General features: G+C 52.2%; 15 protein-coding genes. 7 read left to right on the forward strand and 8 right to left on the reverse strand.

Translation table 11 applies throughout. The features are described 5' to 3' along the window. Positions 1–10: 10 nt before the first annotated feature. The 5 genes from IEY46_RS29420 to IEY46_RS29440 form a co-directional block, all read right to left on the reverse strand. Entirely contained in the window at positions 11–868 is an 858-nt protein-coding gene (locus tag IEY46_RS29420) for a carbohydrate ABC transporter permease (RefSeq protein ID WP_188997859.1), read from the reverse strand. A 52-nt stretch (positions 869–920) separates the two neighbouring features. Beyond that, a complete protein-coding gene (locus IEY46_RS29425; RefSeq protein WP_188997860.1) occupies positions 921–1,808 on the reverse strand; it encodes a carbohydrate ABC transporter permease in 888 nt (295 codons plus the stop codon). Positions 1,809–1,870: 62 nt separating this feature from the next. Beyond that, complete coding sequence (locus IEY46_RS29430) at positions 1,871–3,109, reverse strand: sugar ABC transporter substrate-binding protein (RefSeq protein ID WP_188997862.1); 1,239 nt, start codon at positions 3,107–3,109, stop codon at positions 1,871–1,873. A 258-nt stretch (positions 3,110–3,367) separates the two neighbouring features. Further along, positions 3,368–4,432, reverse strand: coding sequence for an adenosine deaminase (gene add, locus IEY46_RS29435; RefSeq protein ID WP_188997863.1), 1,065 nt, complete (start codon positions 4,430–4,432; stop codon positions 3,368–3,370). 50 nt (positions 4,433–4,482) lie between these two features. Then, positions 4,483–5,031 carry a glutathione peroxidase gene (locus IEY46_RS29440; protein ID WP_188997865.1) on the reverse strand — a complete coding sequence of 183 codons (549 nt, stop codon included), beginning with the start codon at positions 5,029–5,031 and terminating at the stop codon, positions 4,483–4,485. A gap of 192 nt (positions 5,032–5,223) precedes the next feature. Between IEY46_RS29440 and IEY46_RS29445 the strand changes: the two genes are divergently transcribed. The 3 genes from IEY46_RS29445 to IEY46_RS29455 are packed head-to-tail and all read left to right on the forward strand — an operon-like array spanning position 5,224 to position 7,064. Next, positions 5,224–6,093, forward strand: coding sequence for a helix-turn-helix domain-containing protein (locus tag IEY46_RS29445; RefSeq protein WP_188997867.1), 870 nt, complete (start codon positions 5,224–5,226; stop codon positions 6,091–6,093). 44 nt (positions 6,094–6,137) lie between these two features. Continuing rightward, positions 6,138–6,626, forward strand: a complete 489-nt coding sequence (locus IEY46_RS29450; RefSeq protein WP_188997868.1) for a DinB family protein — start codon at positions 6,138–6,140, stop codon at positions 6,624–6,626. Between the two features lie 36 nt (positions 6,627–6,662). Next, the gene (locus IEY46_RS29455) at positions 6,663–7,064 is read left to right on the forward strand and encodes an SRPBCC family protein (protein ID WP_188997870.1); all 402 of its coding nucleotides are present in this window, start codon (positions 6,663–6,665) and stop codon (positions 7,062–7,064) included. A gap of 126 nt (positions 7,065–7,190) precedes the next feature. Here the strand turns inward: IEY46_RS29455 and IEY46_RS29460 are convergent, their stop codons facing one another. Beyond that, positions 7,191–7,694, reverse strand: a complete 504-nt coding sequence (locus IEY46_RS29460) for a CcdC family protein (protein WP_188997872.1) — start codon at positions 7,692–7,694, stop codon at positions 7,191–7,193. A gap of 220 nt (positions 7,695–7,914) precedes the next feature. On the opposite strand from IEY46_RS29460, the gene IEY46_RS29465 reads away from it, so the two are divergent. Next, a complete protein-coding gene (locus IEY46_RS29465; RefSeq protein ID WP_188997873.1) occupies positions 7,915–8,496 on the forward strand; it encodes a thioredoxin family protein in 582 nt (193 codons plus the stop codon). 61 nt (positions 8,497–8,557) lie between these two features. Here IEY46_RS29465 and IEY46_RS29470 read toward each other — a convergent pair whose 3' ends face one another. Then, positions 8,558–8,767, reverse strand: a complete 210-nt coding sequence (locus tag IEY46_RS29470; protein WP_188997875.1) for a YwbE family protein — start codon at positions 8,765–8,767, stop codon at positions 8,558–8,560. Between the two features lie 186 nt (positions 8,768–8,953). Here IEY46_RS29470 and IEY46_RS29475 point away from each other — a divergent pair, with 186 nt between their 5' ends. The 3 genes from IEY46_RS29475 to IEY46_RS29485 all read left to right on the forward strand — a co-directional run bounded on the left by IEY46_RS29475 (position 8,954) and on the right by IEY46_RS29485 (position 11,044). Then, entirely contained in the window at positions 8,954–10,111 is a 1,158-nt protein-coding gene (locus tag IEY46_RS29475; RefSeq protein ID WP_188997876.1) for a beta propeller repeat protein, read from the forward strand. 137 nt (positions 10,112–10,248) lie between these two features. After that, positions 10,249–10,473 carry a DUF1450 domain-containing protein gene (locus IEY46_RS29480; RefSeq protein WP_188997878.1) on the forward strand — a complete coding sequence of 75 codons (225 nt, stop codon included), beginning with the start codon at positions 10,249–10,251 and terminating at the stop codon, positions 10,471–10,473. A 67-nt stretch (positions 10,474–10,540) separates the two neighbouring features. Next, positions 10,541–11,044 (forward strand): ferritin, encoded by a 504-nt coding sequence (locus IEY46_RS29485; protein ID WP_308422855.1) that lies wholly within the window; start codon positions 10,541–10,543, stop codon positions 11,042–11,044. Positions 11,045–11,145: 101 nt separating this feature from the next. Here the strand turns inward: IEY46_RS29485 and IEY46_RS29490 are convergent, their stop codons facing one another. Beyond that, on the reverse strand, positions 11,146–13,260 hold the full coding sequence (locus IEY46_RS29490) for a methyl-accepting chemotaxis protein (protein WP_188997881.1): 2,115 nt from the start codon (positions 13,258–13,260) through the stop codon (positions 11,146–11,148). Positions 13,261–13,307: the final 47 nt, after the last annotated feature.

The raw sequence follows: 13,307 nt of genomic DNA on the forward strand, positions 1-13,307 counted from the left end.
CGATCTCCCCCTACTTGATCCCGGATATGGAGTAGTTATCGATGATATGCCGTTGGAAGAACGCGAAGATGGCGATGATCGGTACGACCATAACGGCAGCGCCCGCCATCTGCAGCGCGAAATCGCCGCCATACTGCCCTTTCAGCAGGGCCAACCCGACCGAGAGCGTGTACAGGCTCTCATCATTGGCGATGATAAGCGGCCACAGAAAGCTGTTCCAGCCCGCAATGAAGGTCAGAATGGCCTGCACGGCAAGTATGGAGCCCGACATCGGCAGCACAACGCGAAGGAACAGCTTGAATTCGCCTGCCCCGTCAATGCGCGTCGCCTCCAGCAGCTCATCGGGAATGGCTGTCATGAACTGCCGGAAGAGGAAAATCCCAAACGCTCCCACCAGACCGGGAAGCACGACGCCTGGCATCGTGTTGGTCAGTCTCATCTGATTCAGAATCAGGTAGATGGGGATCATTGTGACCTGACCGGGAATCATCATCGTGGCCAGGACGATATAGAACAGCTTGTCCTTTGCTTTGAACTTATATTTGGCGAACCCGAAACCCGCCATCGCATTCAGAAACAAGCCCACAAAAGAAAAGAATACGATAATCAGTGTATTGCGCAGATAAAAGCCGAAACTCATATTTTGAAACAGGTTCTGAAAATTCTCCAGCGTAAACTGATGCGGCAGCAGCGTCGGCGGAATTTGCGTTACCTCGCTCTCGGGCTTGAAGGCGGACAGGATCATCCAGACAAGCGGAACGAGCATGGCAATTCCCAATATCCCGAGAATGATGCCGGCTATCCATTGCGCAGCGGCGCCGCTTCCTTTGCCATGCGCGGGAGATGCTGTTGCAGCGGCTGTTTTCATGGCTTCCACCTCACCTTTATCTGAAAGTTAGAGCCGATGCGCAATTGACGCATCAGGCTCCCGCTTCGTCATTCTTGTTCTGCAGCCGGAATTGAATCAGTGTAATGGCGATAATCGCAAAGAACAGGATGAACGATCCTGCAGCCGCATAACCGAAATGGCTGAGCTGAAACCCATTGCGGTAAATAAACAACGCCACCGAGGTGGTGCCGTCCAGCGGGCCGCCCTTGGTCATAATGAACGGCTCTTCGAAGAACTGCAGCCAGCCGATCATGGTCGTAACGGAAACGAAGAAAATCGCGTAGCTGAGCAGGGGAATCGTAATGGAGAACATCTGTCTCCACGCTCCCGCGCCGTCCAGCTGGGCAGCTTCGTAATAGGTTTTGGGAATGCCTTTAATGGCGGCGATGAAGATGATCATATTCAGTCCGATGGCACGCCAGAGCGCGAGCAGAATCAGCGACAGCTTGGCCGTCACCGGCTCCGTCAGCCAAGGGACGGAGGATAAGCCCAGCTTGTTCAGCATGTAATTGAACAGGCCCAGGTCCGGATTGTACAAATACGTCCACACCACCGCTATGGCTACCACATTGGTCACCGAAGGCATATAGAAGATGGCGCGAAAGGCTTTGAATATGCGCGCGCGGCCATAATTGATCAGCAGTGCAATCGCCAGTGAGCAAGCGATAACCAGCGGAACGCCGATTACGACGTAGAACAGCGTGTTGCCGATAGCTTGCAGAAAGATAGGATCCACAACCACATCGACATAGTTTTTGAAGCCCACGAACTGCACATTGGAGAAATCCGCCAGTCCCGCCAGATTCATATCGGTAAAGCTGATGATCAGGGCCACCAGAATAGGCAGCAGCGAGAATACGGTCAACAGAATCAGCGTAGGGCCAATGAATAGATATGGCGCCTTCCGGGTGCCTTTCATACATGCACACTCCCTTTCTGTAAGAGCCCTCTTGTCCGGCGGATATGGCTTTCGCCTCTCGCTTAGCGGTTCAGGATACGTGTCGCGTTGGCATTATAATCATCCATGACCTGCTGGACGTTGTCCCCGCGGCGGTATATTTTCTCGAAGGCCTTCTTGTAGCCTTGCGATATTTCCTCCCAGGATACAATCCGCGGCATCGGAGAGGCGTTCTCCGCCTGCTTGCCGATGACCTGGAAGTTGGGGTCGCTCTTCAGTTTCTCATCCTCCCACGCTTTCTTGACCGAAGGAAAGGACTGGGTCATTTCCATCCATTTCAGCTGCGTCTGCGGGCGGCTCATGAAAGCCAGGAACTTCAGAGCTTCTTCCTTATGCTTGGAATATTGAAAGATCGACAGGTCAGCGCCGCCAAGCAGCGATTCATTGGTGACCTTCTTGGGCAGCACGGCCGTCGCCCATTTGCCTTTCAGATCCGGAGCCTGATCATTGATCAGCTTGATCATCCAGGGACCGCTGATGAACATTGGAATGGTCCCTTCGCCGGCAAAAGCCTGTATCGCATCGAGTCCTAAATCCTTGGGCGCCAGGCCTTCCCGGAAGAAGCTTTCGAGGTACTCGATAGCCTCGACATAAGGCTTCTCATTGAACAGTGTCTTATCCCCTTCAATCAGCTTGGAGCCATTCTGACGGGCGAACATGAAGCCCAGCGTCTGCTCGGCGGTGTCCAGACTGATTCCGTACTTGTCATTTCCCCTCTTAGCCAGTTTACTGGCCGCATCCTTCAGCTCGTCCCAGGTTCCCGGAGGTGTCTCATAACCCGCTTCCTTAAGCAGATCCGTCCGGTAATACAGCACCCGGGTGTCGATGTACCATGGAACGCCGACGAAGGTGTCCTCATACTTGGTCGTCTGCACGGCTCCTTCATAGAAATTATCCGGATTCAGCTCCGGATATTTATCGACGTAAGGCGTCAGATCAAGCAGCGCCTTGGCCGAAGCGATTTCCGGTACCCACGTCGTCCCCATCTGGATAATATCAGGTCCGCCGCGGGATGCGACGGCCGTCAGCAGCTTGTCATGGGCGTTATCCCAAGGCAGCGCCTGGACTTTTACCCGGATGCCCGGGTTCTCCTCTTCGAAAATCTTGGCAAGCTCCGGGAGCGATTTTGCTTCCTCGCCCATTCCCCAAATTTTCAAGGTGACCGTACCGCCCTCCTCTCCATTCCCGGAAGAACAGCCTCCCAGAAGGGAGCCGATCAGAATAAGAAAAAACGTCATATGGAGTCCCTTTTTAAACGTCATGCTTGTCCCCCCTATTTATGCCATAACGGAAAATTTCGATGGATCAGGCAGCATCCGCGCCGCTTAGCTAAAGCGAAATACAATTAACTCTCTACCTGTTAATAAAACGAGATGACGTCTTGTGAAACGTTTACAACGCAATTACCTATGCGATAGCGTTCACATTACGGCTTGTTTTCGGGTACGTCCACGAAAAAAAAGACGGCGAATGAGATTCGCCGTCTACTCCTGTTCCTTATGTACTGCTTCGATGAAACTTCAATCTGCCCCAAGCTTTAGCGCAAGGCAGGCAGCCTCAAACTGCCGGAGGAGCTTCTGCTTGACGGGTTCTTCAATGAAAGCCGCATGCAAGCCGTTGCGGACGAATCCGGCAATGGCCTCAACGCTTACGCCGCAATGCTCGATCAGCTTGCGGTATTCCAAAGCAAGCGTTGTTCCGGACACGGTCCTATTATCCGTGTTCACCGTCACAAGTAGCCCTTCTTCCGCATACTGGCGCAGGGGATAGGACGCCCAATCCGCCACCGCTCTGGTCTGGAGATTGCTGATGGGGCACATCTCAAGCGGAATCCGCGCAGCTCTCACAAGTTCCAGCACTTCACGCTCTTCGCGTATCCTTACCCCATGACCGATCCGGCGTGCGCCGAGGTTGACAATCGCTTCGCGGATATTGTCCGGCCCGGCAGCTTCTCCCGCATGGATCGTAACCGGCAGCCCCAGCTTCCCGGCCTGCCGGAACAACGGGGCAAACAGTCCCGCCGGATAACAGGCCTCATCCCCTGCAAGGTCAACCGCCACCACGCCCCGACCCTGCCAGTGGGCTGCGGCTTCCAGAACGGCAAGGTTGTCTTCCGCGCCATGATTCCTCATGCAGATGACAATCGCCCGCGCTGTTATGCCGAAATCCGATTCCCCGCGTTTCAATCCGCGGATCACATGCCCAATAACCGCCTCCAGGGACAGCCCTTGACCAGTATGCAGCTGAGGAGCGAAACGGACCTCCATATACAGGCAGTTCTCCCCCGCGGCTTGACCGGCAAGCTCGTAAGCCACCCGCTCAAGCGCCTCTCCATCCTGCAGAAAGGCAAGAACAAAGGCGAATGTACCGAGATACGTCTGCAAGCTGCGGCAATCCTCCGGCGCCCGCATATAAGGGAGCAGTCCCTCCGCATTACCGGCAGGCAGCGTCAAGCCTCTTTCTGCAGCCAGCTCCACAATCGTTTCCGGCCGGACGCTGCCATCCAGATGCACGTGCAAATCCACCTTCGGCATTGCCGCGATCAGCTTCTCCTGCCGGGCAGTCCATGGCTTGTCGTCAGGCATTCCTCTGTTCCCCTTCCTCACCCTGGAGCATTGATCCCTACCTTCAGAAGTTACAGCAAAGCCTCTATATCCGGTATCATATCCATCGGCTCCACGGTGGATTCAAACCGTTTGATCACGCGGCCTTCGCGGTCCACCAGGAATTTCGTGAAATTCCATTTAATCGAATCGTCCAGCATCCAATGCGGCATTTTTTCGCTCAGAAACGTATTCAGCATTTTACCGCTCGGCTGCGTCGTGTCGAAGCCCTCGAAGGGCGCAGCTCCCGTTAAATAACGAAATACCGGGTTCGCTGTTTCGTCCCGGACATCGGATTTTGCGAACAGCGGAAAATTTACGCCGTAATTGATTTCACAAAATTCCTGCACATCGGAGTTCGCGCCCGGCTCCTGCTCCCCGAATTGGTTGGAGGGAAATGCGAGAATTTCAAGGCCCTGCCCCTTGTATTGCTCATACAGCTTCTGAAGGTCGCTATACTGGGGTGTAAACCCGCATTTGCTCGCGGTATTTACGATAAGCAGCACCTTTCCTTTGTAATCCGATAAAGGCTGGTTTTTCCCTGTAATGGTCTCTGCCTGAAAATCATAAATTGCTGTCATAGCTGAATCCTCCTCGTCTCCCAAGAAAATAATTTTGCAAAATTAAATTGCGTACAATATAGATTACAGTTTAGCAATCGCCGCTCCTGTTTGTCAAATGATTCTGCAGAAGGGAATGCGGCCTTTATGCTGAATTTGTTACAATACAAGATAATACTTGTACATAACGTCCAGAGGCCTGGAGGATTGCCTATGCAGCTTCACCAGCTATTTATTCCCCGTCAAGCAAATGGAAGAGTTGCTGCCCACCGGTATATGGAGTTTCCTCCTTCCCCCTTGCTTCGTCCCTATATCGCCTGTTATTGGGCTTCAGAACCCCGCAGGGCCCATGCGCCGCTGCCGGAGACAGACGGGGTAGACCGGGTGCTGCCCGATGGATGCTCGGATATTTTATTTGAGCATGACCTGACGGACAACCGTTTTCATATCCGTTACAGCGGCTTGTTTGACCATGCTTTCGCCATCTGCTACGACGAGCGGCGTCCAACGCGCAAGTTCGGCGTGCGCTTCTTCCCGGGCGGCGCTTATTCTTTCCTGCGCACGCCGCTTTCCCCTTTTATCAACCAACTGCTCCCTCTTGATGATCTGTGGCCAGGGCTTGCAGGGGATATTGGAGAACAGCTCGCTGAAGCTCCGACGTTCCAGGCCAAAATTCAGGTCATGGAGCGCTATCTGATCTCTCTTTTGCAAAAAAATAATGCCGTGGACGACTTTCGAATGGCGAATCTGCTGCTGCGGATTTTTGTGGCAAAAGGGAAGACCGGTATCAGGGAATTAGCCGAATCGGAGACCATCAGCGTGAGGCAGATGCATCGCATGTTTCAAAACACAATCGGGATCAGCCCCAAACGGTTCTCGGAAATCATCCGGTTCCAGGCCGTCGTTAGCCAACTGGAGAAGCGCCGAAGCGGCGTGAATGGGTCGATGCTCGCTTTAGAACACGGATTCTTCGATCATGCGCATATGATTCGCGATTTCAGGCGGTTTTATGGCGATTCTCCAATTATTGCTGTGAGGGAATATGGGAGGATGTCCGAATTTTACAATACAATCCCACGCTGAAAAGCTATACTTCTCTATATACAAGCAGAAAGGAATGATTATTGATGAGTGGTGTCATGACATTTCGCGATCAACTGTTGGAGGAACTGGAGCTTGCTGTCCGAACCAGCGCAGCCCTGATTACCCGGATTTCTCCGGAGCAGTGGGATTACCGCCCGGCGGATAATATGCGTACGCTGCTGGAGCTGGTCCATCATCTGGTTTCCATTCCGGCATCGGACCTGGCGATTATGCAGGAAAAGACGCAGGAGGAAGTTCAGAACGTAGAGGGCCAAATCAGCGGGCTCTCGGAGCCAGAGCAGTTAGCGCAACTATTCCGGCAGAATTACGAAACGCTGCATGCCTATATCACATCGCTCAGCGAGGAAGAGCTTCTTCACAAATCAACCAAGGCCTTCTACCTGGAGCATGGAATGGTGCAGAGCAAATGGCTGATTGAAATCGTCACGCACAGCTTCCATCACCGCTCGCAGCTCTATAATTATTTGAAACAGATGGGACATGACCTCAATTTCTTCATGCTTTACGGATAAATCGATGCGTTCATTCGAAAGGAGCTGCATCTTAAAATGACCGAGCTGCTGCAATCCAGAATTATATCCGTCCAGATTGCCAACTCCCCGCGATCGGTGTACGAATATGCGATGAATCCGGGAAACTTTCCCGAATGGACTTCCTCATTCAGCCGGTCAGTCCGTCAAACCGGTGGAGAGTGGATCGTGGAAACACCGGACGGCCCTATGGCAGTCGCCTTCGCAGCCCCGAATGAGTGGGGAATCCTGGATCATCATGTACGTCTTGCATCCGGCCAGAAGCTATTTAATCCCATGCGGGTGATCCCGAACGGAGAAGGATGCGAGGTGCATTTTACACTGTTCCGGCAGCCGGACATGTCCGATCAAAAGTTTGCCGAGGACGCCGGTATGGTGCAACGTGACCTGGAATCGCTGAAGTCCAGGATGGAAGCATAAAGAAGAGATGACCTCGCGCATGCAAAGGCTATACCTATAACAAGCAGGGACTCCACCCGAAGAATGGAGTCCCTGCTTGTTTGTTTCCCTATGCCCGACTGGTAGGATTCACCATGAAGGTACCTGTCAATCTGCCGCGTTGGATCCTGATACCCGACTTAACCGAATGTAGGCCCGCAGCATGGCGATCCGCCAAACCAAAATCATCCCGAAGGCGAGAATAAAAAATAATCCGCCTGTCTGGGGAATCGTGATGGCGCTTTCCACCACATCATGCAGCAAGAGCCTGACAATCAGCAGCCCCAGGAGGATGAAGATAAAAGCTTTGGAGCGCCTTAGCACAATCGTCTCCCCGCTTCTTTCCAGCGTCGATGTCCGGATAAGCGGGTAAGCGAACAGCAGCCCCCCTGCCGCAAAGGCAATCAAGGCCCAGCTCCAGGGAACGCGCGTAACAGGTGCAACAAACATCAGAAAACCCGTTGACATCGCAATTGGCGGGATGATGATTTTACGCATGGTTGTGGGACGGTTCGATGCTCTAAGGCGAAGAAACAGCACAGCCACGCCGGAAATCAGCGTAACCGCAATGGATACGAAATGACCCGGAAACGAATTCGGAAGAAAGCCCACTAGGGACGCAGCCCCTTTTTGTAGTTGACATGGTATATATCCTATCCTACTCTATTTGGAAATCCGGTTGCAAATGAATCCATTTCATATCCGGCAAATTTCGATGACCCCGAAATCAAATAAAGAATCAGGCTGGAAACCTTTCCTTTATTTGTATCCGCGCTCCTTGAAGGCTATACTGATGGGGAGATGACTTATTTATGATGAGGAGGAAATGAATATGGCATTCACACTGCAAGTGGGAGCGACAGCACCAAGCTTCTCGCTGCCGGCAACGAACGGTCAAACTTACTCCCTGGAGGATTTCTCTGACGCACCGGTGCTTGTTGTTTTCTTTACCTGCAATCATTGTCCTTTTGTTCTCGGATCCAACGATGTAACCCGTGCCACTGCGCTCAAATTTGCCGAGCATGGCGTTCGTTTCGTCGGCATCAATGCCAACAGCCAGGTTACGCATCCCCATGATTCGTTCGAGCATATGGTGGAGGAGATGGAGAACAAGCATTTCCCCTGGGTTTATCTGCATGACGAATCGCAGGATGTCGCGCGCGCTTACGGCGCTCTCCGGACGCCGCATTTCTATGTGTTTGATGCCGAGCGCAAGCTGATCTACACGGGACGCGGCGTTGACAATCCCCGCGAAATCGACAAAATGACCGTGAACGATCTGGATCGGGCCCTCACGGAGCATCTGGCCGGCAAGCCCGTATCCACCCCGCTGACCAATCCTATAGGATGCAATGTGAAATGGGACGGCCAGGACGCCCACTGGATGCCTGAAGAGGCCTGTGATCTGGTCTAAACTTTAAACGCGCTAAAAAAGGCGCTGCTCGCAGGAGAAATCCTAAAAGCAGCGCCTTTCATTATTCATTGCCCGCAACGATAGTCTTCACACGGCCGACATCGCCGCTTTGCAGTCTGACTTTAATGCCATGCGGATGATTAGCTGAATTGGTCAGAATATCCTTGACGACCCCGCGCGTGGTTTGACCCGAGGCCTGATCTTTCTTCAATACAATATCCACAAGCAAGCCGGGACGGATCGACGCCCGCTGCTGTCCATTTGTGCTCATTTCTGCGTACCTCCTGGTTTCGTTTTTGGAGCTTAACGTTCATGTTCCCTATCATAATCCAGACGCCTATCCCCTGTAAAGAAACCCTCTCTGGCGGCTTCCATGCAACCTTATTCCACGAAATATCGTCAGAGAGTGGGAGAAAATGCAGTTTTAAGGGTAATAAATAAACGAGGTGATTCAAACATGAGAAGAAGCAAACTTGGAGCATGGGGTATCCTTACCCTATCTGCCGCATTATTCACGGGAATCGCAGCGCCGCCTGCCGTATCTGAAGCCGCGCAGGCCCCGGCAGCAGGAGGCTGCCGGGCAGATAACCATGACTTGGCGCTTAAGACAGTGCCCGACACAAGCGGTCAGGCACAGTTTCAATCGATACAATTCCTGAGCGCCAAGATCGGGCGGGCAGCCGGAAACGGCTTTATGATTGGCACATCGGATGGCGGCTGCAGCTGGCAGGCGATTAATAACGAAGGCAAATTTGATTTCCAGGATATGCAGTTCCAGACGAATACGACCGGCTATATCATGGCCAAGAACAAAGCGGGCGGAGCGAATCTGCTCTATAAAACAACGGATGGCGGCACCACGCTAACCCAGATTCATACCGGCGCTTACGCGTTTAACCGTGTTCAATTTCTCTCCGAGGATATCGGATACGGCTTCACGACTTCCATGACGTTCCGGACAACCAACGGCGGGCAAACCTGGGATAAGGTAACCACCCCTCCCAACACACGCTACGTGCATTTCACAAACCAGCAAGATGCCTGGGCAGTTGTACTTGTTCCCGGAACGGGCTACGAAATTAAACGTACTGTCAATGGCGGTAAAACCTGGGCCAATACGCTGAAGGTCAAATCTTCGGCCATCGTTGGCGGACAAATCTACGGTACCGGGGAATCCAATGTATGGGTCGTGCTCTACGGAGATACGGGCATGTCCCAAACCTCCTACTCTTTATTCCATACTGGCGATGCGGGCGCTCACTGGAAGCAGCTTGTCTCCAATTCGACAGCAGGCGGCGGACCTGCCCCCGGTCCACAGACTTCAGGGTTGAAGGGTCCGACCGGCGCCCCTGAGAATATGCAAATTATCGGCCGTGAGGCTGCTTATCTCGCCGCTTCATCCGGTGCTTATGAGAAAGTGTCGATCGGCCGGTCTCTCGATGACGGCCAGACATTCAAGACGATCACAGGAATTCCGGGTTATTCCGGCAAGTTATCCTTTACTTCGGCCAAAAATGGTTTTGCTGCCATTAATGGCACTGCTGCCGCTATCTACGGCACAACGGACAGCGGAGCAAACTGGACCAAAAAATTCTCGCTGCCCGCAAACCATTAAATCCGCTCCTCCCCGGCTTAAGTGGCCGGGGATTTTTTCATGCCCTCTTACGCAGCTATTGACATTGAGAATGAGAATTACTATCATTAACGGGAGATGGAATCCAATCAGATCTTAAGCGAGGTCGATATAACCGGATGAAGAAAATCAAATACTGCTGCAGAAATTTCAAAAACGGCTCCAAGTCGGTTTATAAATCACTGAAGAGCGAATTTCCTGATTTAAAGCAGAAGAAAAAGGATTGCCTCGGCAACTGCAAGCTTTGTTCCCGGCAGTGTCTGGTTATGATCGGCAAATCGGAGATCGTGGTTGCGCCTACGGCCGACGTTCTATACAGCAAGCTGAAAGACCGAATAGGCTAACAAGCCTTAAATATGGTACGATATTAGAGAAAGAATGACCCTATAATGTAAAGGAGTGCAGCCGATGATGAATGAGACTTTAAGCCATGCATTGAACGAGCAATTGAATTTCGAGTTGTATTCCGCTCATGTCTATTTGGCTATCGGGGCCTACTGCTCCGGCGAAAGCCTAGACGGCTTCGCTAATTTCTTTATCGTACAGGCGGAAGAGGAACGATTCCACGCCATGAAAATTTACAAATATTTGAATGACCGCGGCTGCCGCGTTACTTTAAGCGGGATGGAAACGCCAAATAATGATTACAACTCGGTCCTGGATGGTTTTGAACAGGCCTACCAGCATGAGCAGGAAGTAACGAAACGGATCTATCATCTGTCCGATCTTGCACTGAACGACCGCGAGCACGCCACCATCCAGTTCCTGAAATGGTTCATCGACGAGCAGGTGGAGGAAGAGTCGATGTTTGACAGCATCATTCAGAAGCTCAAGCGGATCGACAAGGACAGCAATGCTTTCTTCATGCTGGAAAATGAATTTTCACAGCGAAAATTCACACCTCCGGCTCTCTAGGGTCGATTTCTGCATAAAAACTGCAAGCCCGGAGCATTGCTGCTCCGGGCTGTTGTATTTGTAAGGCTGACAGAAGTCCCTTGGGCAGCGCGCTACCCGGTTCAGCCGATTTTAAAATGCGAAAGCCTATCCATCAGATCTTCCACCATCTTGCTGAGCGACTCTGCGGAAGCCGCGATCTCTTCCATAGAGGCCAACTGCTCCTCGGAAGCCGCCGCTACCTGATGCGAGTTTCCGGATGCCTCGCTTGCAATATCGGCCAATTGGTCGACACTGGCGGCAATTTGCTGGGAGCTTGCCGTCATCTGCTCCGCTGAGGCGGACACATCCTGAATCTGATCATTAACGGATCCCATTTCGGCCATAATAGCATGGAACACCTGTCCGCTCTCCCGTACGGAAAGCACCCCGCTGTTAACCTGCGCATACCCTGCAGCCATAGAACGGGCAGCCTTCTCCGTATCGCTGCGGAAATCACCTACAAGATGGGTCACTTGCTCGGCAGCTTCCTTCGTCTGCTCGGCCAGCTTGCGCACTTCCATGGCGACAACGGCAAAGCCTCTTCCCTGTTCGCCGACCCGTGCCGCTTCAATGGAAGCATTGAGCGCCAACAAATTCGTCTGCGTACTGATATTGGTAATCATGCCGATCATGCTGCCGATCTCCTCGGAGCGTTGGTTCAAACGGTCGATCGCCTCTCCCGTCTCTTTCACCGCGTCCTGCACCTGGCCCATCTGGCTTACGGCTTCCCGTATCCGCAGATTCCCCTGTTCGGTCTGAACGGTCACGTCGCTGACCGATGAAGAGACAGAAACCGAGGATTCCGCTATCCGCTGCACGCCTTTGGCCATTTCCGTTACGGCTACCGCCGTTTCTCCCGCCTGTTGTCTCTGGGACACTGCCCCTTCGGCCACGCCCTGGATCGATTCCGCTATGTTTTCTGCGGCTTTGCTGGATTCTCCAGCGCTGGCCGTCAATTGCTGGGAGGCTGCTCCTACCGCCATCGCGGTGTCCGCTACCAGACCCAGCATACCTCTTAGCTTCTCAGCCATTACATTGAAATTTCCGGCCATCCGGCCCAATTCGTCATTGCTTTTCACTTCAAGATGCTGGGTAAAGTCGCCCTCCGCCATTAACTGAAGCTTGCCGCCAAGCGCCTGGACGGGGCGAATGACCATCCGCCGAATCATAGTAATCAAAATACCGCCCAACAGGACCATCGAGAAGATCCCGATAATCAGAGAATCTCTCCGGTTTTCCGTAAAGGAGCTCAAGATCACCGATCTCTCCACGACCGTCGATGTATACCATGTGTTATCGGTAGTCCCGGGCATCACGATAGACTCAAATGCCCTCAACACTTCTTTATTTGCCGAGTTTAAGGTATAACCTGCTGTCGTCTCACCTTTCATCACCTTTTGCCATAACGCCTCTTTCTCCGGCTGATCGCCAAAGGGCTTCAAGATAGATTCGGGATCATTGGGATTTACGGCGTACACGCCCTCGTCTGTAATAAGCGAAACATAGCCGCCGAGCGGCTTGAAATTCTCCGCTTCTTTCTGTAAATCGGCCAGCGAAAGATCCGCGCCCACAACGCCCAGAAAGCGGCCGTTCTCATCCAGGATGGGCTGGACAACAGACATCATCAAGCTTTCTGTTCCGGCAACATTATAGAGATAGGGATCAATGTAGGTCAGCTGCTTGGTTTTCTTGGGAATCTGATAATAATCCCCCTCTCCCGGCACTTCATATCCTTTAAGAGGTTCCGGAACGATTTTGTCCTGAGCTCTTGCCAGGTAAGGAACGAAACGGCCGGTGCCGTCATCATAAGGATTTTTGCGAATATTTCCTTTATCGTTATGATCGAAAGCATCGGGCTCCCAAGCCGTGTAGATGCCAAGCAAATCGGTATGCTCTTCAAGTGCATCATGGAGCCATAAGACAATGTCCTCCCGCGTCCATTTATTATTCAATTTGGCAGCTTGCAAGGTATCTCCCATCGTTTCCAGCTTCGATTGAATCTCCACTAATTTCGTGCGCAGCATGGTGGCATATTCCTGTCCGGCATTATGCGCCGTCAGCTCGCCCTCCTCCAGACTGATTGTGTACAGCTGCTTTAAATTCAGCATAATCATAAAGAAAAAAATGAATAAAATAAATATACCCATTACCGTAACCAATTTAACTGACAGCGACAAATTTCGTATGTTTCTCATAGATGAACGCCCCTCTCATATCTTATGATCTTCATCGACATTTTTTC

This window comes from Paenibacillus nasutitermitis (assembly GCF_014641075.1).
Classification (GTDB): domain Bacteria; phylum Bacillota; class Bacilli; order Paenibacillales; family Paenibacillaceae; genus Paenibacillus_Z; species Paenibacillus_Z nasutitermitis.